Raw genomic sequence first — 23,303 nt, forward strand, 5'->3', positions numbered from 1 at the left:
CCCTACGATCAGCGTATGCCTCTAAAGAATCGCACGGTGAAGGGTGCGCTCGGCGGGGTCCTCGGACTCGTCGGCCTGAGCGCGGTCGCCGGCCTCCTCGTCACGGCCAGCGTCACCCCGGTCCTCGCCATGACGGGTATCGCCGGTTCGCAGGCCCTCACGATCTTCGAAGACCTGCCCGCCAATCTCGATGTGACCGCTCCGATGGAGCAGTCCACGATCTACGCCACGGCGGCCGACGGCTCCGCGGTGGAGCTGGCGTCGTTCTACGAGCAGAACCGCGTCCCCGTGACGTTCGAGCAGATCAACCCCGTCGTGTTCGACGCCGTCCTCTCCAGTGAGGACAAGGGCTACTACACGCACGGCGGCGTCAACGTCGGCGCGACCGCGAAGGCGCTCGTCGACAACCTGCGCGGAACCAGCGATCGAGGCGCATCGACGATCACGCAGCAGTACGTGAAGAACGTGCTCATCCAGGAGTGCGAGCAGAAGGCCGACCCGGCCTCCGGGACGTACGCCGACGACCTGCAGCAGTGCTGGTTGGACGCGACCAACGCGTCCGGCTCGAAGGGCATCGAGCGCAAGCTCCAGGAGATGCGGTACGCGCTGCAGATCGAGAAGGAGTACTCGAAGAACGACATCCTCCTCGGGTACCTCAACATCGCGAACTTCGGCGGCACCGTCTACGGCATCGAGTCGGCGGCGAACTACTACTTCTCCACCACCGCGGCGAACCTCACCGTGGCGCAGGCCGCGACGATCGCCGGCATGGTGCAGAACCCGAACCAGTACCGCATCGACCGTCCGAACGGAACGTGGACGGATGACGACGGCGTCGCCCACAACACCGAGGCCGACGGGTATGCCGACACTCTCGAGCGTCGGCACTACGTGCTCGGTCGCATGCTGACCGACGGCAAGATCACGCAGGCGCAGTACGACGAGGCGGAGGCGACGCCGATCACCCCCGCGATCAGCGTTCCCACGCAGGGTTGCGTCGCCGCCAACGACATCGCGCGCAGCGCCTACTTCTGCGAGTACGTGAAGTCGGTCGTCCTCAACGATCCCGCCTTCGGTGACACTCCCGAGGCTCGGCGCGACCTGCTCCGCCAGGGTGGTCTGAAGATCTACTCGACGATGAACATCGACATCCAGAACGCCGGCGCGCAGGCGATGCTCGAGACGGTTCCGGGGAACTACGACAACCAGTACTTCGGCGCCGCAGGCGTCTCGCTCGAGACGACGACCGGGCGCGTGCTCGCGATCACGCAGAACACGACGTTCAGCGAGACGGTCCAGGGCGACCAGGCCTACACCTCGCTCGTCTTCGCGACCGACAAGGCGCACGGAGGATCAAACGGCTTCTCGGTCGGATCCACGTACAAGCTCTTCACCCTGATCGACTGGCTCGAGGAGGGCCACTCGGTGCGCGAGACGCTCAACGGCAGCATCCGGGTGTTCCAGAACTTCAAGTGCGGCGATGACCGCATCCGCAACAACACGAAGATCCAGAACTTCGGAAACCAGGGCGGGTACACGGGCACCGTGATGAAGTTCACCGCCGACTCGCTGAACACCGGGTACCTTGCGATGGCCGAGAAGCTCGACCTCTGCAAGATCAACGCTGTGGCCGACCGCATGGGCGTCACCCTTGCCAACGGCGGCAAGACCACCGACGACCCGGCCGCTCCGTATGACATTCTCGGGCCGAAGTACATCTCGCCTCTCGCGATGGCAGGCGCGTACGCCACGGTTGCGAACAACGGCATCTACTGCACCCCGAAGGCGATCGACCGCGTCGTCAACGCCGAGGGCGAGGAGCTGCCGATCCCCGAGTCCAAGTGCTCGCAGGTGATCTCGCCCGAGGTCGCCAACACCGCAGCCTTCGCACTGCAGGGCGTCATGAACGGCGGAACCGGCGCGCGTGCCAACACTCGCGACGGTGTGCCGCTCATCGGCAAGACCGGAACCCACGAGTCGTGGGGAACCATGATGATCGAGTCCAGCACGAAGGTCACGACAGCGGTCTGGGTCGGCCGTTCGCAGGGGCAGGCGAGCATTCTGCGTCAGTCGTGGGGCGGAACGCCCCTCAACGAGATGCGCTACAGCCTGGCGCGCACGATGCAGCGCACCGCGAACGACATCTACGGCGGCGACGCGTTCCCGCAGCCGGACGCGAACCTGAGCAAGCAGGTGCTGACGGACGTGCCGAACGTCGTGGGCATGGATACGGCGACCGCGACGGCCACCCTGCAGAACGCCGACTTCCAGGTCGTCGTCGGTCCTCCTGTGGATGGCCCCGCAGGGGACGTCATCGTCGCCCAGGACCCCTCAGGCCAGGCACCGAGCGGCGCGACGGTGACGATCTCGCCCAGCAACGGACAGGGCGCGAGCGTGCCCGACGTCACGGGTCAGTCGAAGACGGCTGCCGGCAGCGCGCTGTTCGCCGCAGGCTTCACGTCGATCTCCTTCGACAACTCGTGCAACCCGAATGGAGCGGTCGTGGCATCCACCAACCCGGCGGCGAACACGGCGGCGAACAAGTCCACGCCGATCACGGTCGCCTGCCAGTGACGTCACGGTCGTCGGCTCACCCGGCCCTCATCGCGCTCGGCGCGGTGGGGGCCGTCGGTGCTGCGGCCGCTGTGTGGGGCTTCGGCATCGAGCGGTACCTCTTCACCGTGCGCGAGGTTTCGGCACCCGCTCTGCCCCAGGGCTCCGCGCCGATCCGCATCCTGCACCTCTCGGACGCGCACATGGCGCCGTGGCAGCACCGGAAGCAGGACTGGCTCGCGTCGCTCGCGCAGCTGAAGCCGGATCTCATCGTCAACACCGGCGACAACCTCGGACACCGCGACGGCCTGGCGGGAATCCGCCGCGCATTCGATCCGCTCGCCGGCATCCCCGGGGTCTTCGTGCACGGGTCGAACGACGTGAACGCGCCGTCTCCGCGGAACCCGTTCCTGTACTTCACAGGCCCCTCGAAGAAGACCAACACTCCGTCGCCGCGGCTCGACACCGCCGCAATGGATCGGTACTTCACCGACGAGCTCGGCTGGGTCGGGCTGAACAACGCCGCGGCCCGTATCGACGTGAACGGCAGTGCGGTGGACCTGTTCGGCGTGAACGACGCCCACCGCGACTGGGACGACCTCGACGCTCTGCCCGCGGCCATCGACTCCCTCGGGCCGCGCGAACCCCGAACACCGGTGCTGGGCGTCACGCACGCCCCGTACCAGCGGGTCCTCAACTCGTTCGTCGACCTGGGCGCCGACGCGATCCTCGGCGGCCACACGCACGGGGGGCAGGTCTGCCTCCCCGGCTTCGGCGCGCTGGTCGCGAACTGCGACATCCCGCTCACGCAGGCGAAGGGACTCAGTACCTGGGCGCACGGCGGCCGCTCTGTGCCGCTCAACGTCAGCGCCGGGTGCGGTCACTCGATCTACGCACCGGTCCGCTTCGCCTGCCGTCCCGAGGCAACGCTGCTGACGCTGACGGCGCCCGACTGAGCGCTCGATTGGGTGCCGGAGAGATTTCCCTGTAGACTCGGAGGGTTGCAAAACGGGGTGTGGCGCAGCTTGGTAGCGCGCTTCGTTCGGGACGAAGAGGTCGCAGGTTCAAATCCTGTCACCCCGACCAGTGACATAGGAAGGCCGCCCACACGGGCGGCCTTCTCTGTATCGGGATGCGGCGAAAGGGGATCGCGTGAGCGCACTGCTCCCTGCCCCGCAGCGCTGGACGCGGGGCGTCGCGGTGCTGCTCGGCGTCCCGTTCCTCGTCGGCTTGATTCTGCTGACGTTGACGCCGTCTCGCGTCGAGGAGTCGATGCCGAACCTCCTCGACCTGGTGCTGTCGACCGCGCATCGGCTGGGCTGGGACTGGCTCGACTTCACGCGTCTGGAGATCATCGCGAACGTACTGGTCTTCGTTCCGGTCGGCGTCTTCGCCTTCCTCCTGGTACCGCGCCGCATCTGGCCCGTGGCCGTCGTGCTGGGCCCGGCGATCTCGGTCGCCATCGAGATCGCACAGCGCGTCGCACTCCCCCACCGCGCGGCGACCGTCAGCGACGTCGTCGCGAACTCCGGCGGAGCGCTGATCGGGGTCTTCCTCGCGATCGCCTGCACTCTCCTCTTCGCACCGAGCACAACCCGACCGCACCGTAGTCTGGAAGCATCATGACCACGCCCGCCCTCGTCGCCTTCGATCTCGACGACACCCTCGCACCGTCTAAAGGCCTCATCAGCGATCGCATCGCCCGTCTTCTCGTCGCGCTGCTGGAGCGCGGCGATGTCGCCATCATCTCCGGTGGCAACGAGCAGCAGTTCCGGTCGCAGGTCGTCGCGCAGCTCGCGACGGTCGACGCCGCCGCCCTGTCCCGGCTGCACCTGCTGCCCACCTGCGGCACCCGATACCTGCGGCACGACGGCATCGACTTCGCCCCCGTGTACGCGCATGATCTCAGCACCGATGAGAAGGATGCCGCGATGACGGCGCTGAAGGAGGAGGCCGAGCGCCTCGGACTGTGGGAGCCGGAGCCCTGGGGCGACATCCTCGAGGACCGCGGATCGCAGATCACGTTCTCTGCCCTCGGCCAGAAGGCTCCGCGCGACGCCAAGCACGGCTGGGACCCCGACGGCTCGAAGCGTGGGGCTCTGCGGGATGCCGTGGCAGCACGCCTCCCCGGACTCGAGGTCCGCTCCGGGGGCTCGACGTCGATCGACATCACGCGCGCAGGGATCGACAAGGCCTACGGCATGCAGCGTCTCGCCGAGCTGACCGGCATCCCGCTCGCGTCCATGCTCTTCTACGGAGATCGGCTGGACGAGGGCGGCAACGACTACCCCGTGCTCGCTCTCGGCGTGCCCTCGATCGCCGTCGAGGGCTGGGAGGACACGGCGGACAAGCTCGACGAGCTGCTCGCCTCGCTCTGATCCGCCGCGTCGCTCCCGCTCGCGACGATCAGCGGACGACGGCTTCCGACACGCTCTTCGCGACGGGCACCAGTCTCGTCAACTGAGTGACGTGCGCGGGCTCGAGCTCGGCCAGCGATGCCACACCGAGCAGGCGCATCGTGCGCTCGATCTCCGTGCGCAGGATCGCGATGGTGCGATCGACGCCTCGTCGGCCACCGGCCATGAGTCCGTAGAGATACGCCCGCCCGATCAGCGTGAAGTCCGCACCGAGGGCGACGGACGCCACGATGTCCGCCCCGTTCATGATGCCCGTGTCGATCATCACCGTGAAGTCGTCGCCGACGGCACGGCGCACCTGCGGCAGGAGGTGGAACGGGATGGGCGCACGGTCGAGCTGGCGTCCGCCGTGATTCGACAGCACGATGCCGTCGACGCCCGCGTCGCGCAGTCGCACGGAATCCTCGACGTTCTGGACGCCCTTGATGACGATCTTGCCCGGCCACAGGTCGCGGATCACGGCCAGGTCATCGTAGCTGATGGTCGGGTCCATCGCGGCATCCAGCAACTCACCGACGGTGCCGCCCGTCGTGCTGAGAGAGGCGAACTCGAGCTTCGGCGTCGTGAGGAAGTCGTACCACCACCACGGCCTCGGGATCGCGTTGACGATCGTGCCGAGTGTCAGCTGCGGCGGGATGCTGAAGCCGTTGCGCTTGTCGCGCAGGCGGGCCCCGGCGACCGGGGTGTCGACGGTGAACTGCAGAGTGTCGAAGCCTGCGGCAGCCGCGCGGCGGGTCAACTCATAGGAGATCTCGCGATCCCGCATCACGTACAGCTGGAACCAGTTGCGACCGTGGGGATTGGCCGCCTTGACGCCCTCGATGGACGTCGTGCCGAGCGTCGACAGCGTGAACGGGATGCCGGCCGCCGCCGCCGCGCCCGCTCCGGCGACCTCGCCCTCGGTCTGCATGAGCCGCGTGAACCCGGTGGGGGCGATGCCGAAGGGCAGCGCCGACGGCCCACCGAGGATATCGACCGATGTGTCGACCTGCGGCGCCGGGCGCAGGATGCCGGGGTGGAACTCGACGTCCTGGAACGCCTGCCGCGCACGCCGGAGGGAAAGCTCGCCCTCCGCGGCTCCGTCCGTGTAGTCGAACGCGGCCTTGGGCGTGCGCCGCTTCGCGATCGTGCGGAGATCGGCGATCGTGAGCGCCGCGTCGAGCCGCCGCGTGGTGCCGTCGAACTGCGGCTTCTTGAACTTCATGAGCTCGAGGAGCTCGGCGGGGTTGGGAAGCTGGCGCTGGACCATGCTCTGACCTCTCAGTCGGTGGACGGGATGCCGCGGGTGAGTCCCGCCGCGCTGTAGTAGCCGGTGATATGAGCGCGGACGAGCGATCGGGAACCCTCGGCGTTTCCCTCATCGATGGCCGCGACGATGGCGCGGTGCTCTGAGCGGAGGCGGTTTGCCATGGCATCCCAATCGGAGATCGCCGCTGCGCCCTGCTGCACGTACGACTCGATCGCGGTGCGGAGCCCCGCCATCATCGCCGCGACCACCGAGTTGCCGCTCGCCTCGGCGAGGGCGAGGTGCAGCTGCGCGTCGAGCGCGAGGAACTCCGCGGGCGCGAGACCGGGCTCGTCCATCGCGTCGAGCACGCGTCCGACCTCATCGAGCCTCGGGCGGGACTGCGACGCGAGATCGGCGGCGACGGCATCCTCCAGCAACAGGCGAGTGCGGACCACGTCGTCGAGCGGAAAGCCCTGCGCGGCGACCTGCAGCCGCAGCAGCGTCGACATGCCGCCCGTCGGCGTCGCGATGACGATGGCCCCCGACTGCGGGCCCGAACCGGTGGCCGTGCGGATCAGCCCCATGACCTCGAGCACCCGTAGCGCCTCGCGAACGCTGGATCGCCCGACGCCGAGCTCGGTGGCGAGGTCGCGCTCGGAGGCGAACCGATCGCCGGGACCGAGACGTCCGTCGAGAAGCTCCCGCTCGACGTGCTCGAGGACGAGGCGCCAGGCGCGCGCGGGTTGCTCAGGCATCCGCCCTCCTCCGCTCATGTGGTCTGACCACAGTATCCAGTGTGGTCAGACCACGCAAGAGGAGCCCGTCGCGCAGCCGCGGACAGGCGAGTGGCAGCTGTCAGCCCAGGCGACCGCCGGACTCCTGCAGGTAGCAAGCGCCGCAGAGCGACTCGTAGGTGGTGATCTCGGGCGCGGAGGCACCCTCAGCGCCCTCGTCGATCGCGACCTGATCGCCGTCGAACACGAAGCTGCCGCCGATCACCCGACCGTTGAACACCGCTTTGCGCCCGCACCGGCAGATGGTCTTCAGCTCCTCCAGGGAGTGGGCGATCGCGAGCAGACGGGCGGAGCCGGGGAAAGCATGGGTGCGAAAGTCGTTGCGGATGCCATAGGCGATGACCGGGATGCCGTCTTCGATGGCGATACGGAACAGATCGTCGACCTGCTCCGCCGCGAGGAACTGCGCCTCGTCGATCAGGAGGCACGCGACGTCGACCGGCCCCTCCGGGACCAGCTCGCCCTCGGCAGCACGCCGCACCCGATCGCGCTGCGCGTCGAACAGCGCACGCGCGTCGTCGTCGGGCCCGATCAGGAAGTCGACCTCGCGCGTCATGCCCAGCCGACTGGATATCTCCGACGCGCCCTTCGTGTCGATGGCCGGCTTCGCGAGCAGCACATGCTGGCCGCGCTCCTCGTAGTTGTATGCGGCCTGGAGCAGAGCGGTGGACTTGCCCGAGTTCATCGCGCCGTAGCGGAAGTAGAGCTTCGCCACCGCTGCGCTACTCGTCGATGCCGAGCGTGGCGGCCGTCGAGGAGGTCGACGACGCGGCCAGAGCGGGCTGCGTGTTGAGCTTCTCCCCGAACGTCGGGATCAGCTCGCGCAACTCCGCCTCCCAGCCCGGGTACTCGTCGGGGAAGCACTTCTTCAGCAGGTCGAGCATGATGGGCACAGCCGTGGAGGCACCCGGCGACGCACCCAGCAGACCGGCGATCGAGCCGTCTGCGGATGCGACGACCTCGGTGCCGAACTGCAGCACCCCGCCCTTCTTCGGGTCCTTCTTCATGACCTGCGCGCGCTGACCGGCGTCGATCAGTGTCCAGTCCTCGTCCTTCGCGGTCGGCATGAACGTGCGCAGGCTGTCGACCTTCTTGGCGTGGTTCTTGAGCAGCTCGCCGATGAGGTAGGTGATGAGGTCGGGGTTCGCGAACGCGACGCGCAGCATCGGCATGAGGTTGTGCGGTCGCACCTGCGTGACGATGTCGAGCAGCGACCCGTTCTTCAGGAACTTCGGGCTGAATGTCGCGAACGGACCGAACATGAGCGACGCCTCGCCGTCGACGACACGCGTGTCGAGATGCGGCACCGACATGGGCGGGGCGCCCACCGACGCCTGCGAGTACACCTTGGCCTTGTGCTGCGACACGATCTTCGGGTTGCTCGTCTTGAGGAACTGCCCCCCGATCGGGAAGACCCCGTTTCCCTTGATCTCCGGGATCCCGGAGCGCTGCAGCAGCTTGAGCGCCCAGCCGCCCGCGCCGACGAAGACGAAGCGCGCCTTGATCTCGGCGGGGGTGCGACCGACGGTCGTGCGGTACTTGACCAGCCAGCCGTCCTTCTGCTTCTTCAGCGAGCGGACCTCGTGATTCGTGCGGAGCGACACGCCGGACTTCGTGAGGTGGTCGAAGAGCTGGTGGGTCAAGGCTCCGAAGTCCACGTCCGTGCCCGCCGGCACGCGCGTGGCCGCGAACGGCTCGCCCTTGCGGCGCTGCTGCATGAGCAGAGGCGCCCACTTGTTGATGACGCGCGAGTCCTCGCTGTACTCGATACCAGCGAACAGCGGCTGCTTCTTCAGCACCTCGTAGCGGTCCTTGAGGTAGGCCACGTCCTTCTCGCCGCGCACGAAGGTCATGTGCGGGGTCGCGTTGATGAACGTCGACGGCTCGTCGAGCACGCCCCGCTCGACGAGCGACGACCAGAACTGGCGGCTCTGCTGGAACTGCTCGTTGATCGAGATCGCCTTCGCGGGGTCGAGCGGTGCGCCCTTCTGCTGCGGCATGTAGTTAAGCTCGCAGAGGGCGGCGTGACCGGTGCCCGCATTGTTCCAGGGGTTGGAGGACTCCTGGGCCACGTCAGACAGCCGCTCGAAGGCGACGATCTTCCAGTCCGGCTGCAGCTCGTGCAGCAGGGTACCCAGGGTGGCGCTCATGATGCCACCGCCGATCAGGACGACATCGACTGTTTCTGTCACCAGGACAGTCTAGTTCGCGGGCACGGCACGGCAGACCACGCGGGCCGTCTCGACGAGACCGGATCCGCATGACGGGGATGCCGTCAGGCTATGACCGCCAGACGCTCGGCGAGGATCTCGGCGATCTGCACCGCGTTCAGCGCCGCGCCCTTGCGCAGGTTGTCATTGCTGATGAACAGCACGAGGCCCTTGCCCTCGGCAGCCGACTGGTCGGCGCGGATGCGGCCGACGAAGCTCGGGTCCTTGCCTGCGGCCTGCAGCGGCGTCGGCACCTCGTCGAGCACGACGCCGGGAGCAGCGGCGAGCACCTCGCGCGCCCGCTCCGGAGTGATGTCGCGGGCGAACTCGACGTTGATCGACAGCGAGTGACCGGTGAAGACGGGCACGCGCACGCAGGTGCCGGCGACGCGGAGGCCCGGAAGCTCGAGGATCTTGCGGCTCTCGTTGCGGAGCTTCTTCTCCTCGTCGGTCTCGTTCTCGCCGTCGTCGACCAGGTTGCCGGCGAAGGGGATGACGTCGAACGCGATCGGGGCGACGTACTTCTCGGGCTCGGGGAAGTCGATCGCCGAGCCGTCGTGCACGAGGCGCAGGGTGTCTCCCTGGGCGAGGACGCCCTCGACCTGGCCGAGCAGCTCCTGCGCTCCGGCGAGACCCGAGCCGGAGACGGCCTGGTAGGTCGATACGATGAGACGCTCGAGACCGGCCTCGGCGTCGAGTGCCTTGAGCACGGGCATCGCGGCCATGGTCGTGCAGTTCGGGTTCGCGATGATGCCGCGAGGCCGGTCGTCGATCGCGTGCGGGTTGACCTCGCTCACGACGAGGGGCACCTCGGGGTCGTTGCGCCACGCGCTCGAGTTGTCGACGACCACGGCACCGGCCTCGGCGAACCGCGGAGCGTAGGCGCGGCTGGCGGTCGCGCCGGCCGAGAACAGGGCGATGTCGATGCCCGCGACATCCGCCGTCTCCACGTCTTCGACGATCACGGTCGCGCCGCCGAACTCGATCGCCGTGCCCGCCGAGCGCGACGAGGAGAACAGGCGCAGTTCGCGGATGGGGAAGGACCGCTCGGCGAGAATCTCGCGCATGACGGTGCCCACCTGGCCGGTGGCGCCCACGATGGCGACGGAGAGTCCTGAGTCGGAGATGCGGGTCATGATGTTCCTTGGCGTCGAGCAGTACTGCAAGCGAGGCTTCGGGCGCGGCGTCGGGGTGCGGATGCCGCGCCTGGCGCCGATGTCAGGGTGAGGGTGAGTCTACCGTGCCGGTCAGCGGCCGGTCCCGGCGTGGACCGTGGCTTCGATCTCGCCGTCGAGTCCGTAGGCGCTGTGCACGGTGCGCGCGGCCTCCGCCAGGTCGCTGTCGCGCAGCACGACCGAGATGCGGATTTCCGACGTCGAGATCATCTCGATGTTGATACCGCCGGCCGACAGGGCCTCGAACAGGATCGCCGAGACGCCGGAGTGCGTGCGCATGCCCGCCCCGACGACCGACAGCTTGCCGATCTGATCGTCGTGGATGAGATTCTGGAACCCCACCTCCGTCTGGTCGCCGGCGAGCGCCTTGAGGGCCGCAGCGGCATCCGCCTTCGGAACCGTGAACGAGATGTCGGTGCGACCCGTCGCCGACACGTTCTGGACGATCATGTCGACGTTCGCCCCGGACTTGGCGACGATCTTGAAGATCTCGGCGGCCTTGCCCGGGACGTCCGGCACTCCGGCGACCGTGATCTTGGCCTGGCTGAAGTCGGTGGCGACTCCGGCGACGATCGGTTCTTCCATCTCAGCTCCCTCGGCTTCGCGGGGGTTCTTCATGCCCTCGCCCAGAACGTAGGTGCCCTCCGACGACGAGAACGTCGAACGGGCGTGGATCAGGACGCCGTGACGGCGTGCATACTCGACGGCGCGGATGTAGAGCACCTTCGCGCCGTTGGCGGCCAGCTCGAGCATCTCCTCGCTCGAGATGTGGTCGAGCTTCTGCGCCTTCGGGATGATGCGCGGGTCGGAGGTGAAGATGCCGTCGACGTCGCTGTAGATCTCGCATACGTCGGCCGACAGCGCCGCCGCGAGAGCCACGGCCGTGGTGTCGGAGCCGCCGCGACCCAGCGTGGTGATGTCGCGGGTGTCGCGGTTGAAGCCCTGGAAGCCGGCGACGATGACGATCGCCCCCTCGTCGAGCGCTTCGCGCAGACGTACGGGGGTGACGTCGACGATGCGCGCTGCGCCGTGCTGCGAGTCGGTGATCATGCCGGCCTGGCTGCCGGTGAACGACCGCGCTTCGAAGCCCATCGAGTGGATGGCCATCGCGAGGAGCGCCATCGAGATGCGCTCACCGCTCGACAGAAGCATGTCGAGCTCACGGGGAGCCGGGATTGGAGCGACCTCGTTCGCGAGGTCGAGCAGCTCGTCCGTCGTGTCGCCCATCGCGCTGACGGCGACGACGACGTCGTGCCCGGCGCGACGCGTGTCGACGATGCGCTTCGCGACGCGCTTGATGCTCTCTGCGTCGGCGACTGACGAGCCGCCGTACTTCTGCACGATGAGGGCCACGTTCACTCCCTGGGATGTCGGGCGGATCCGCCCACGCTCATTCTACGATCGGGTCGTATACCCGCCCGCGCATGTGACGCGACCGTCAGGGGCGAAGCGGTCAGGGGGCGGGCGGCGCCGCGGCGAGGTCGGGGGCGGTGGACGCCGGGGGCCGCAGTCGCCCGCCGGTCGCGGCGAACCAGCATCCGGCGATGATGAGCGGGAAGCCGATGAGGAGTCCCGGCGTGAGCGGCTCGGCCAGCACGATCGCCCCGAGGACGATGGCGACCACCGGGTTGACGTAGGTGAACAGCGGAGCGCGCACGGGGCCGACTTCGCGGATGAGTGCGAAGAACGCGAGGAACGCGACGGCGGTGCAGACGACCGCGAGCGCGAGCAGCGCTCCGACCGAGGTGAGGGTCGGCACCTCGTGCTGGGTGAGGACGCCGATCGGCAGGTAGAGGACGCCGATCATGAGCAGCGAGAGCGTGATCGTGCCGAGCGACGGCACATCGGCCAGCTTGCGCGCGACGATGAACGGCGCGATGGCGTAGAGGATCGCCACGAGCAGGACCTCACCGGCGGCGAGCAGGCTCACGTCCCCGCCGAAGAGGCCGGGCCCGGCGACCACGATCGCGACGCCCAGGAAGCCGACGAGGAGACCGATCGCTCTCGTCGGACGCAGGACGCCACGGTCGCCGCTGCCCAGGGCGATGAGCGCCGCGAACAGGGGCACGGTGGCGACGAGCAGACCGGTCATGCCGGACGGCAGGGTCATCTCGGCGTGGCCGAGCAGAACGAACGGACCAGCCATCTCGACGAGGCCGAACGCGAGGACCCACGGCCAGTGCTTCCACGCGGCCTTCAGGGCGCCGCCACGGATCGCGAACGGGAGGAGCAGGAGGGCGGCGATCAGCGTGCGCCCCGCGACGATCGCGGGCGGCGAGAACGACTCGACCGCGACGCTGATGAACAGGTAGGGCACGCCCCACAGGAGAGCCATCGCACCGAAGAGCAGCCAGCCTCGACGGGAGAAGCCGCCCTGTGCGTTCACAGCACGCGCCGGCCCTCGAACGCCCGCCCGAGGGTGACCTCGTCGGCGTACTCGAGGTCGCCGCCGACGGGCAGGCCCGAGGCGAGACGCGAGACGGTGATCTGCATCGTCGTGAGGAGGCGGCTGAGGTAGCTCGCGGTCGCCTCGCCCTCGAGGTTCGGGTTGGTGGCGAGGATGACCTCCTGCACGGTGCCGTCCGCGAGGCGGGTCATGAGCTGAGCGATGCGCAGGTCGTCGGGGCCGATGCCCGCGATCGGGCTGATTGCGCCGCCGAGCACGTGGTACAGGCCCCGGAACTCGCGGGTCCGCTCGATCGCTGCGACGTCCTTCGCGTCCTCCACCACGCAGATCAGCGCTCCGTTGCGGCGAGGATCGCGGCAGATCGCGCAGCGCTCCTGCTCCGCCACATTGCCGCAGATCTCGCAGAAGCGCACGCGCACTCGGATCTCGGTGAGCAGCTCCGACAGACGCGCGACATCGAACGTGGGCGTCTGGAGGATGTGGAACGCGATCCGCTGCGCGGACTTCGGACCGATGCCCGGCAGTCTGCCGAACTCGTCGATCAGTTCCTGGACGATTCCGTCGTACATCAGGAGAACCTCGTGGGGGGCTCGTAGGGCTCTTCGCGCACGAATGTGGCGCCGAGCACCTGGCGGATGACGGCCTCACCGTAGCGCTGCACTCCCCCGCTCGGAGTGCGCTCGGAGAGGACCGGGGCGGATGCCGGTGCCGATCGAGGTGCCGGGGTGGCCTGTGCGGGTGCCGCCGAGGCGGACGACTGCGGCGAGGGACGCGACGGTGCCCGGGACGGGGTCGGTTCGTACGACGGGTCGTAGGGCGGCTCGTCGTCGTAGGGCGGTGGCTCGTCGTCGTACGGCGGGGGCGCATCGTCGGTGGGTTCCGCTTCGCGTGTGACCGTCGGAGCCGCGGCGGCGCGCCGTGCCGTGTCGTTCGCGACCCCGGACGCTTCCGACGCAACGGACGCGGTAGGCGCCGGCGCAGCCGAGACCGCGGGAGGCGAGGAAGCCGAGGCCGCAGGCGCCGCAGGCTCTGCGGCGGGTGACGCGGGGATCGGCGCGACCGCCCACTCCGTCACGGGTGCGGCGGAGTCGCTGCGGGTCTGGCTGCGCGTCGACCCCGCTGACGCAGGCTCCGATTCGGGTGCGCCGGCAGCCGAGGAGTCGCCCGATGCCGATCCGCCCGAGGACGGCTGCCGAGGAGCGCCGCCCTGGGGCATCGGCGCCGGCACGTACTTGACGCGGACGCCGAGCTCCTGCTCGATCGCGGTGCGCAGGTGGTCGGACGGCCCCGACCCCGGCGTCGTGCCCTTGAACTTCGCGACGTCGTGCTGACTCGTGAACCCGAGCGTGAGGACGTCGGTCTCGGTCACGTAGGCGAGGGGCTGCACGGCGGTGGCCAGCAGCCAGGAGCTGCGGCTGATGTCTTCGAGGCGTTTCAGGACGGCCGACCACGACGACGTGACCCGCTCGAACGTGACCGGGCCCGAGGGTGCCGTCGACGGCTGAGTCGGGGACTCGAGTGCCGAGGTCTCGGATGCCGGAGTGGGCATGTCGGAGGGTTCGGCGCCTTTCGTCTCGGTCGCTGCGCTCCCTCGCGGGGCGACCGGCGAGGAGGACGCGTCCTCGCGCTCGGCGACCGGGGCGGCGGGGGTCGGGGCGGAAGCGCGAGGGGCCGGGGTCGACGCTGCATTCGCTTGACCGGCAGCCGCACGGGGCTGCGCGACCGGCGCCGCCGCACCGGCATCCGTCGGCCCCGCCAGCACACGCGCGACCATCAGCTCCAGGTGCAGCCGGGGCGAGGTCGCCCCGGACATGTCATCGAGAGCGGCGCTGACCACATCGGCCGTGCGCGACAGACGCGCTGAGCCGAACGCCTCGGCCTGCGAGCGCATGCGAGCGAGCTCGTCGTCGGCGATCCCGCGCAGCACCGCCGAGGCGCCGGAGCCCACCGCGGCGATCACGATGAGATCGCGCAGGCGCTCGAGCAGGTCGTCGACGAAGCGCCGCGGGTCCTGACCCGTCTGCACCACCCGGTCGATCGCGGGGAACGCCGCTGCGGCGTCTCCCGCGGCGAGCGCGTCGACGATCTCGTCGAGCAGCGTCGCGTGCGTGTAGCCGAGCAGCGCGACCGCACGCTCGTACGCGACGGTCACGGTCTCGGAGCCGGCCGGGGAGTCCGATCCGGCGATCAGCTGGTCGAGCAGCGAGAGGGTGTCTCGCGGCGATCCGCCACCGGCGCGCACGACCAGCGGCAGGACTCCCTTCTCGACGACGACTCCCTCTTCGGCGCAGAGCTTCTCGACGTATTCGAGCATGGCGGCGGGCGGCACGAGCCGGAACGGGTAGTGGTGCGTGCGAGAGCGGATGGTGCCGAGCACCTTCTCGGGCTCGGTGGTCGCGAAGATGAACTTCACGTGCGGCGGGGGCTCCTCGACGAGCTTGAGCAGCGCGTTGAACCCCTGCGGCGTGACCATGTGGGCCTCGTCGAGGATGAAGATCTTGTATCGGTCGCGGCTCGGGGCGAACGTCGCGCGCTCGCGGAGGTCACGGGCGTCGTCGACGCCGTTGTGGCTCGCGGCGTCGATCTCGACGACGTCGAGCGACCCGCCGCCCGCTCGCGACAGCTCGACGCAGCTGTCGCACGTGCCGCAGGGCGTGTCGGTCGGGCCCTCGGCGCAGTTCAGGCACCGCGCGAGGATGCGAGCAGACGTCGTCTTGCCGCATCCGCGGGGTCCCGAGAACAGATAGGCGTGGCCGACGCGGTCACCGCGCAGCGCGGTCATCAGCGGCTCGGTCACCTGGGACTGCCCGATCATCTCGCCGAACGACTCGGGGCGGTAGCGGCGGTAGAGGGCTGTGGTCACCAGAACAGCCTACGGCGTGCCACCGACATCGAGGCAGCTCTCGAAACCGGCATCCGGCCCTCCCGCTCGCCGTCGCCGAAACACCCCCTTCCGCACGAGCCACCCCTTTGCGCAGCGTACGCAGAGGGGTGGCTCGACACGAAAGGGGTGGCTCGGCCGAAGATGGGCTCGCGCGTCAGTCGTCGCCGCCGATCACCGGGATCGCGGTGGTGATGACCGGAACGGACGCGGAGAGCAGCGTGCCGTCCTCCCGCACCGCGTTCGCGAACTGGCGGAGCGTCGGACGCCCGGGGATCACCGGACCCTGGTCGGCGAGCGGCACGACGACGTCCTCCCCCACCGACGCGATGTACGCCTCGCCGCGCACCGTGAACGGCACCGGCTCCCCGACGCGCACGTGCACCCGCAACTCGTCAGCGGTCAGCGTGATCTGAAGCGCCGACCCCTGCCACTGCAGCGGGTACGACAGCGATGTCCAGTCCACCGGCAGCCGCGGATCGAAGCTCAGCTCGCCCGCCCAGTCGCGCATGCCGCCGAATCCGCTCACGAGCGCCGTCCACACACCGCCGGCGGATGCCACGTGCACACCGTCGGACGCGTTGTGGTGCAGGTCGTGCAGGTCGACGAACAGCGACTGCTCGAAGTAGCGCAGCGCGAGGTCCTGGTACCCCACCTCGGCCGCGAGGATCGACTGCACGACCGCCGACAGCGTCGAGTCACCCGTCGTCAGCGGGTCGTAGTAGTCGAAGTCGGCCTTCTTCTCCTCCGGCGTGAAGTGGTTGCCCTGCAGGAACAGTGCGAGCACCACGTCGGCCTGCTTGAGCACCTGGAACCGGTAGATCACGAGCGGGTGGAAGTGCAGCAGCAGCGGACGCTGGTCCGACGGCGTGTGCGCGAGGTCCCAGACCTCGCGCTCGAGGAACAGGGAGTCCTGCGGGTGGATGCCGAGGGCCTCGCTGTACGGGATGAACATGGCGTCGGCCGCGCGCTCCCACGCGTCCGCCTCGCCCTCGCCCAGGCCCGTCCGCTCGACGACCCTGGCGAACTCCTCGCCGTTCGCCTCCTGCGCCTCACGTACGACGCGCGCCGCGTAGCGCAGGTTGTAGCGCGCCATGACGTTCGTGTAGAGGTTGTCGTTCACGACGGTGGTGTACTCGTCGGGCCCCGTGACGCCGTGGATGTGGAACGTCTCGACCCCGTCCTCCCCGTCAGAGCCGGGGACCGCCTGCGAGGTGCGCCAGAAGCCGAGCGTCGCCCAGAGCCGTGCCGTCTCGATCGCGACGTCGATGCCCTCGCGGCGGAGGAAGTCCTCGTCACCCGTCGCACGCACGTACTTGCCGAGGGCGAAGCTCACATCGGCGTTGATGTGGTACTGCGCGGTGCCGGCGGCGTAGTAGGCCGACGCCTCCTCGCCGTTGATCGTGCGCCACGGGAACAGTGCCCCCGCCTCGTTCAGCTGCGCCGCACGCCGACGCGCAGCCGGGAGCATGTGCACACGCGCGCGCAGCGCGTTGCGCGCCCACTGCGGGGACGTGTAGGTGAGGAACGGCAGGACATAGATCTCGGTGTCCCAGAAGTAGTGCCCGCTGTACCCCGAGCCGGTGAGCCCCTTGGCCGGCACACCGCTCCCGTCGGCGCGCGCCGACGCCTGGGCGAGCTGGAACAGACACCAGCGGGTCGCCTGCTGGATGTCGTCGCGTCCGCCGATCTGCACATCGCTGCGGTCCCAGAACGCCTCGAGCCACTCAGCCTGTCGAGTGAACCGCGAGTCGACGCCCTCGGCCATCACGCGATCGAGCGAGCGGCGGCACCTGTCGACCAGCTCGCGCGGCGGCACGCCTCGCGAGGAGTGGTAGCTGACGAGCTTCGTGATCGTGATCGGCACGCCCGCCTTCGCCTCCACGCGGAAGACGTTCTTGGCGATGTCGGGCTCGATCAGCGTGCGTGAGGTGTACGCGTTCTCGGTCTCGACGATGTGGTCGGCCACGACCGCGACGGTCATCCCCGATGCCGCGACCGAGTACGACAGCGCCGAGCGCAGGCCGTCCTGCCAGTGCTCGGCTGGCTCGAGCACCCGCTCGGTGATCCTCTCGGCCTTGCGCGGGTCGAAGCCCTTCTTGGCCTCGACGGGCGTGCCGGCATAGACCCCGGCGCCGTCCTGGCGGTTCAGCAGCTGGCAGCTGATCGTCACGGGGGCGTCGGAGTTCTCGACCACGACCTCGAGACGCAGGATGGCGAGGTGGCGCTCCTCGAAGCTGACCAGTCGCTCGTCGCGCATGCGCACGCGCTTGCCCGACGGGGTCTCCCAGAGCAGGACCCGCTCGAGGACGCCCGTCCGCATGTCGAGCGTGCGACGGTACTCGCGCACGTCGGCGACGTCGAACGAGATCGGCTCGTCGTCGACATAGACGCGCATGACCTTGGCATCCGGCGCGTTGACGATCGTCTGCCCGACCTCGGCGAACCCGTATGCCTGCTCCGCGTGCCGGATCGGCCAGGTCTCGTGCAGACCGTTCACGAAGGTGCCGTGCTCGTGGGCGCCGCGTCCCTCGATGTGGTTGCCCCGCAGGCCGAGGTACCCGTTGCCGACGCTGAACAGCGTCTCGCCCACCCCGCCTTCGGAGTAACGTGTCTCGATCAGACGCCAGGGGTCGACGGGGAAGCGGTCGCGGTCGATCATGCGGTCTCCTCGGAGTCGGAGCGGCGGGGTGCCTCGGCGGGTGCGGAGTCTGTCAGGAAGGCATCGAGATCGGTGACGACGACGGTGGCGCCGGCTGCGCGCAGGGCATCGGCTCCGGTGCCGCGATCGACGCCCACGACGGTGCCGAAGCCGGCGGCCGACGCGGAGGCCGCACCGGAGGTCGCGTCCTCGACGGCGACGCTCGTCGCCGGGTCGACGCCCAGCGCTTCAGCCCCGGCGCGGAACATGTCGGCCGCAGGCTTCGACGCGAGCCCTTCGCGCTCGGCGACGACCCCGTCGACGACGACGCGGAAGTACGAACGGATGCCGGCGGCGCCGAGCACCTCTTCGGCGTTCTTCGAACTGGAGACGACGCCGATCGGGATGCCGGCGGCCGTGAGCTTCTCGACGAGGGCGAGCGATCCGGGGAAGGGCGCGATGCCCTCGGCCCGCAGCGACGCGGCGAAGGCGGCGTTCTTGCGGTTGCCGATGCCGCAGATCGTCTCGGCCTCGGGCGGATCGTCGACCGCGCCCCACGGGACCTCGACGTTGCGGCTGTGCAGCAGGCTCGCGACGCCGTCGTAGCGCTTCTTGCCGTCGACGTAGTCGAAGTAGTCGGCGTCGCTGTACGGGGGCGTGAGACCCCAGCGCTCGAACACCTCGTCGAACACGAGTTTCCAGGCGCGCATGTGCACCTCGGCGGTCGGGGTGAGGACGCCGTCGAGGTCGAACAGGACGCCGTCGGCGCGGAGCAGATCGGGCAGTGCTTCGGGCACAGGAGCCTCCAGGAGAAGGACGAGGGTTCCGGCACCTCTCCGTGCCACTGTGCAAGCGTAGTGCCGTACGGCGCCGCCGGTCACCCCCGAAGCGGGGTATTGCGTCAGAGCAGTCGCGAGGTCTGTCTCGCGATCTCGAACTCCTCGTCGGTGGGGACGACGAGCACGGTGACCGGCGAGGCATCCGTCGAGATGCGTCTGATGCCCGCACGGCGTTCGACGTTGCGGCCGTGGTCGATCTCGACGCCCGCGAATCCGAGCGTCGCCATGGCCTCGGCGCGCACGGCCGGGGCGTTCTCGCCGACACCGGCGGTGAACGAGATCACATCGACTCCGCCGAGCTGCGCGATGTACGCTCCGGCGTAGCCGCGCAGACGGTGGATGTACACGTCGAACGCGAGCGCGGCCGCGGCATCCCCCTCTTCACGCCCGGCGAGGATGTCGCGCATGTCACTGCGTCCGGCGAGTCCCTTGAGACCGCTGCGGCTGTTCAGCAGCGCGTCGAGGTCGTCGATCGAGTAGCCGGCTCGGCGGGAGAGGTGCACGAGAGCCGCAGGGTCGAGGTCGCCGGAACGGGTGCCCATCACGAGTCCCTCCAGCGGCGTGAGACCCATCGACGTCTCGACCGAGCGCCCGCCGTCGATCGCCGTGACCGATGCGCCGTTGCCGAGGTGGAACACCAGCTGCCGCAGCGAGCCCGGATCGCGACCCAGGAAGGCGGCAGCGGCCCCGCTCACGTACTGGTGGCTGGTGCCGTGGAACCCGTATCGGCGCACGCGGTGTTCTGCGGCGAGCTCGGCGTCGATCGCGTAGGTGTACGCGGCGGGCGGCAGGGTCTGGTGGAACGCGGTGTCGAACACCGCGACGTGCGGCACATCGGCGAACACGGCCTTCGCTGCACGGATGCCGGCGAGGTTGGCCGGGTTGTGGAGCGGGGCGAGCACCGCGAGCTCGTCGATCTGCTCCTCGACGTTCGGTGTGACCAGGGTCGGCGCGTAGAAGCGGGCTCCGCCGTGCACGACCCGGTGTCCGACCGCGGCCGGCCGGTGCTCGTCGAGGGAGGGCCCGTGCTCGGCGAACCGCTCGAGCATGACCGCGAACGCCTGGTGGTGGTCGGCGACGGGGCGCTCCTCCTCGTATGTCGCATCGAGCATCGTCACGACGGCGTCGCCCCCGGCATCCGGTCGCACCGTGTGCGTGACTGCGCTGACGTCCTGCCCGATGCGCTCGATGAGACCGGTCGCGAGCTCCCGCTCGTCCTCGATGTCGATGAGCGAGTACTTCAGTGAGGAGGAGCCGCTGTTGATGACGAGGATGGTGGTCACGCGTCCGCCCCCTGCGCCTGGATCGCGGTGATCGCGACCGTGTTCACGATGTCGTCGACCAGAGCGCCTCGCGACAGGTCGTTGATCGGCTTGTTGAGTCCCTGCAGCACGGGGCCGATCGCGACGGCGCCGGCCGACCGCTGCACGGCCTTGTAGGTGTTGTTGCCGGTGTTGAGATCGGGGAACACGAACACGGTCGCGCGCCCCGCGACCGCCGAGTCGGGCAGCTTCGCCTTGGCCACCGCGGCATCGGCCGCCGCGTCGTACTGGATCGGCCCCTCGACGAGCAGCTCCGGCGCGCGCTCGTGCACGAGCGCCGTGGCCTGCCGCACCTTGTCGACGTCGGCGCCCGACCCCGACTCCCCCGTCGAATACGACAGCATCGCGATACGCGGATCGATGCCGAACTGACGAGCCGTGGCGGCCGAGGAGATCGCGATGTCGGCGAGCTGCTCGCTGGTCGGATCAGGGATGACAGCGCAGTCGCCGTAGACGAGCACCCGGTCGGCGAGCGCCATGAGGAAGACGCTCGATATGACCTGCACGCCCGGCTTCGTCTTGATGATCTCGAACGAGGGGCGGATGGTGTGCGCGGTCGTGTGCGCGGCCCCCGAGACCATGCCGTCGGCGAGACCGAGATGCACCATCATCGTGCCGAAGTACGACACGTCGGTCACGGTGTCCGCTGCCTGCGCGAGCGTGATGCCCTTGTGAGCGCGCAGCCTCGCGTACTCCTCGGCGAAGCGCTCGACCAGCTCGGGGTCGGTGGGGCTGAGCACCTGCGCCGCTTCGATGTCGACGCCGAGCTCGATCGCGCGCGCCCGGACGGTCGCCTCGTCGCCGAGGATCGTGAGGTCCGCGACCTCCCGTGCGAGCAGGGTCGCGGCCGCGCGCAGGATGCGGTCGTCGTCGCCCTCCGGCAGCACGATGCGCCGTCGGTCGGCCCTGGCTCGCTCGATCAAGCCGTACTCGAACATCAGCGGTGTGACGACCTTCGACTCGGCCAGGCCCAGCTGCGTCGTGAGCTCGGCGACGTCGACGTGGGTCTGGAACAGGCCGAGGGCGCGGTCGTAGCGGCCGCGCGAGTCGGGCGAGATGCGGCCGCGGGCGCCCATGACGCGCACCGCCGTGTCGTAGGTGCCGAGGTCGGTGGCGATGATCGGCACGGTCGAGGTGAACCCGTCGAGCAGCTGCACGATCGGATCGGGCAGCGGGAACGGACCGTTGAGGATGATGCCGGCCACCCGCGGGAAGGTGCCGGACGCGTCGGCGAGCAGGGTCGCCAGCAGCACCTCGGTGCGGTCGGCGGGGATGACGACCACGGCCTCCTCGGTGAGTCGCGGCAGGACGTTCACCATCGACATGCCTGCGACGACGATCGTGAGGGCCTCGCGGCCGAGCCGGTCGGGGTCTCCCTTGATGAGTCGTCCGTCGACGGCGGAGAGGATGCCCCGGATCGACGGCGCGACCAGGGTGCGGTCCTCGGGAAGCGCCCACACCGGAGTGGTCCGAGCGGGACGGAGGGCGGCGACCGCCTGCTCGATGTCGCCGAGGCGGTCGGGATCGGCGCGGTTCACGACGATCGCGAACAGCTCGGCGCGTTCGACCTCCAGCTCCGACAGCGCCAGCGCGCCGATCTGACCGACGGCCTCGGGCGTCCGGGCCGTGGTCGTGCCCAGCTGCTCGGCCTGACGCTGCTGGTCGCGACCGCTGAGCACGAGCAGCACGGGCGCGGCGAGGTTCGCGGCGATCCGCGCGTTGTAGCCGAGCTCGGCGGGGCTCGCGACGTCGGTGTAGTCGCTGCCGATGATCACGACGGCGTCGCACTGCGCCTCGACGGCCTTGAATCGGGCGACGATGGTCGAGAGCGCCCGGTCGGGGTCGTCGCGGACGTCGTCGTACGTCACGCCGATGCAGTCGTCGTAGTCGAGCTGCACGCCGTCGTGGGCGAGCAGCAGCTCGAGAACGTCGTCGCGCTCGGCGACGGAGCGGGCGATGGGCCGGAAGACGCCGACGCGCGGGGTGACGCGCATGAGCGCATCGAGCACGCCCAGGGCGATGGTGGACTTCCCGGTATGGCCTTCGGCCGAGGTGATGTAGATGCTCTGCGCCACGGCACCAGCCTAGGCGCACCTCCCCTTCGACAGCCTGGATACGGCGCAGATCAGCAGGGCTGCGACATGGCGTCGACGACCGCGACGGCATCCTCGGCGTACCGCGTGTAGTACGTCGGGTCGAGGTTGATCTGCACGCGGTGGATGGCGAGCGAGCGGTCCATCGACTGCCAGTCGGGCACGCGCGAGAGGCGCTGGTAGAAGAGCGTCGCCGCGGTCGCCGGGTCCATCCGCTGCTCGACGCTGCCCCACCAGTCCTGCTGCTGGAAGAGCCCGATGCTCGTCGTCCTGCTGCCGTCCGGATTGGTGAACCCGCTCGTCTCCCAGTCGCCGTAGTCGATGTTGTGCAGGCTGCTCTCCCCCATCGCCGTCATCACGCCGAGGACCTGGCCGTCGCGGCCGAAGCCGAGCGCGGTCGCCGTCTGCATGATGGTCGCGGCGTTCACGAGCTGCTCCCCCTGCCACCCGGCGATGCCCGCCTCCGGGTAGGTGCTCGGATCGCCCAGACAGATCGCGACGGGCTTCTCGTGCGCGAGTCCGAGCGGGATGAGGACCGCGGCGAGCGCGACCACCACGACACCCGCCGCCGACAGGGCGATCCGCCGGAAGAAGCGCATCCGCTGCGTCCTGCGCTGCGCACGGCGACGCGGGGTGAGCCGTCGTCGCACGCCGGGGCGCCGACGCGGCCGCGCGGCTCGGCGTGCTCGCGTTCGGCGCGCGGTCGGGGTCATGGACGCCCGCGTCCGCGGCTCGTGCCGCGG

The 23,303-nt window shown here is 69.5% G+C and carries 18 protein-coding genes and 1 tRNA gene; 5 read left to right on the forward strand and 14 right to left on the reverse strand.

Translation table 11 applies throughout. The features are described from left to right. The first annotated feature begins 15 nt into the window (after positions 1–15). From AUC47_RS09125 to AUC47_RS09145, 5 genes are all read left to right on the forward strand, one after another. Positions 16–2,574: a transglycosylase domain-containing protein gene (locus tag AUC47_RS09125; RefSeq protein WP_096714903.1), complete on the forward strand. Its 2,559-nt coding sequence runs from the start codon at positions 16–18 to the stop codon at positions 2,572–2,574. Beyond that, positions 2,571–3,509 carry a metallophosphoesterase gene (locus AUC47_RS09130; RefSeq protein ID WP_096714904.1) on the forward strand — a complete coding sequence of 313 codons (939 nt, stop codon included), beginning with the start codon at positions 2,571–2,573 and terminating at the stop codon, positions 3,507–3,509. Before AUC47_RS09125 ends, AUC47_RS09130 begins: the two co-directional genes overlap by 4 nt. Positions 3,510–3,562: 53 nt before the next feature. Beyond that, positions 3,563–3,639, forward strand: a tRNA-Pro gene (locus tag AUC47_RS09135). Positions 3,640–3,705: 66 nt separating this feature from the next. Continuing rightward, on the forward strand, positions 3,706–4,179 hold the full coding sequence (locus AUC47_RS09140) for a VanZ family protein (RefSeq protein WP_096714905.1): 474 nt from the start codon (positions 3,706–3,708) through the stop codon (positions 4,177–4,179). Beyond that, positions 4,176–4,931: an HAD-IIB family hydrolase gene (locus AUC47_RS09145; protein ID WP_096714906.1), complete on the forward strand. Its 756-nt coding sequence runs from the start codon at positions 4,176–4,178 to the stop codon at positions 4,929–4,931. Before AUC47_RS09140 ends, AUC47_RS09145 begins: the two co-directional genes overlap by 4 nt. A 28-nt stretch (positions 4,932–4,959) precedes the next feature. Here AUC47_RS09145 and AUC47_RS09150 read toward each other — a convergent pair whose 3' ends face one another. The 14 genes from AUC47_RS09150 to AUC47_RS09215 form a co-directional block, all read right to left on the reverse strand. After that, positions 4,960–6,219 carry an alpha-hydroxy acid oxidase gene (locus AUC47_RS09150; protein WP_096714907.1) on the reverse strand — a complete coding sequence of 420 codons (1,260 nt, stop codon included), beginning with the start codon at positions 6,217–6,219 and terminating at the stop codon, positions 4,960–4,962. Positions 6,220–6,230: 11 nt separating this feature from the next. Then, positions 6,231–6,953, reverse strand: a complete 723-nt coding sequence (locus AUC47_RS09155; RefSeq protein WP_096714908.1) for a FadR/GntR family transcriptional regulator — start codon at positions 6,951–6,953, stop codon at positions 6,231–6,233. Between the two features lie 100 nt (positions 6,954–7,053). Beyond that, positions 7,054–7,707 (reverse strand): thymidine kinase, encoded by a 654-nt coding sequence (locus tag AUC47_RS09160; RefSeq protein WP_096714909.1) that lies wholly within the window; start codon positions 7,705–7,707, stop codon positions 7,054–7,056. Positions 7,708–7,714: 7 nt separating this feature from the next. Further along, positions 7,715–9,184, reverse strand: a complete 1,470-nt coding sequence (locus AUC47_RS09165) for a malate:quinone oxidoreductase (protein ID WP_096714910.1) — start codon at positions 9,182–9,184, stop codon at positions 7,715–7,717. Positions 9,185–9,267: 83 nt separating this feature from the next. Further along, positions 9,268–10,338, reverse strand: coding sequence for an aspartate-semialdehyde dehydrogenase (locus AUC47_RS09170; protein ID WP_096714911.1), 1,071 nt, complete (start codon positions 10,336–10,338; stop codon positions 9,268–9,270). Positions 10,339–10,449: 111 nt separating this feature from the next. Then, positions 10,450–11,730: an aspartate kinase gene (locus tag AUC47_RS09175; RefSeq protein ID WP_096714924.1), complete on the reverse strand. Its 1,281-nt coding sequence runs from the start codon at positions 11,728–11,730 to the stop codon at positions 10,450–10,452. Positions 11,731–11,830: 100 nt separating this feature from the next. Then, positions 11,831–12,763 (reverse strand): DMT family transporter, encoded by a 933-nt coding sequence (locus AUC47_RS09180; protein ID WP_096714912.1) that lies wholly within the window; start codon positions 12,761–12,763, stop codon positions 11,831–11,833. Beyond that, on the reverse strand, positions 12,760–13,353 hold the full coding sequence (gene recR / locus AUC47_RS09185) for a recombination mediator RecR (RefSeq protein ID WP_096714913.1): 594 nt from the start codon (positions 13,351–13,353) through the stop codon (positions 12,760–12,762). The genes AUC47_RS09180 and recR overlap by 4 nt, the downstream gene beginning before the upstream one ends. Further along, on the reverse strand, positions 13,353–15,647 hold the full coding sequence (locus tag AUC47_RS09190) for a DNA polymerase III subunit gamma and tau (protein WP_179297571.1): 2,295 nt from the start codon (positions 15,645–15,647) through the stop codon (positions 13,353–13,355). The genes recR and AUC47_RS09190 overlap by 1 nt, the downstream gene beginning before the upstream one ends. Positions 15,648–15,822: 175 nt before the next feature. Next, positions 15,823–18,327: a glycoside hydrolase family 65 protein gene (locus AUC47_RS09195; RefSeq protein WP_096714915.1), complete on the reverse strand. Its 2,505-nt coding sequence runs from the start codon at positions 18,325–18,327 to the stop codon at positions 15,823–15,825. Next, entirely contained in the window at positions 18,324–19,151 is an 828-nt protein-coding gene (locus AUC47_RS09200) for an HAD family hydrolase (protein ID WP_373557857.1), read from the reverse strand. Before AUC47_RS09200 ends, AUC47_RS09195 begins: the two co-directional genes overlap by 4 nt. Positions 19,152–19,207: 56 nt before the next feature. Further along, positions 19,208–20,428, reverse strand: a complete 1,221-nt coding sequence (locus tag AUC47_RS09205) for an acetate/propionate family kinase (RefSeq protein ID WP_096714917.1) — start codon at positions 20,426–20,428, stop codon at positions 19,208–19,210. Continuing rightward, the gene (gene pta, locus AUC47_RS09210) at positions 20,425–22,542 is read right to left on the reverse strand and encodes a phosphate acetyltransferase (RefSeq protein WP_096714918.1); all 2,118 of its coding nucleotides are present in this window, start codon (positions 22,540–22,542) and stop codon (positions 20,425–20,427) included. Before pta ends, AUC47_RS09205 begins: the two co-directional genes overlap by 4 nt. Before the next feature lie 50 nt (positions 22,543–22,592). Next, positions 22,593–23,303: peptidase M23 (locus AUC47_RS09215; RefSeq protein ID WP_306453244.1), on the reverse strand; the 711-nt coding region annotated here is incomplete at its 5' end.

It is taken from the genome of Microbacterium sp. SZ1, assembly GCF_002362255.1.
Classification (GTDB): domain Bacteria; phylum Actinomycetota; class Actinomycetes; order Actinomycetales; family Microbacteriaceae; genus Microbacterium.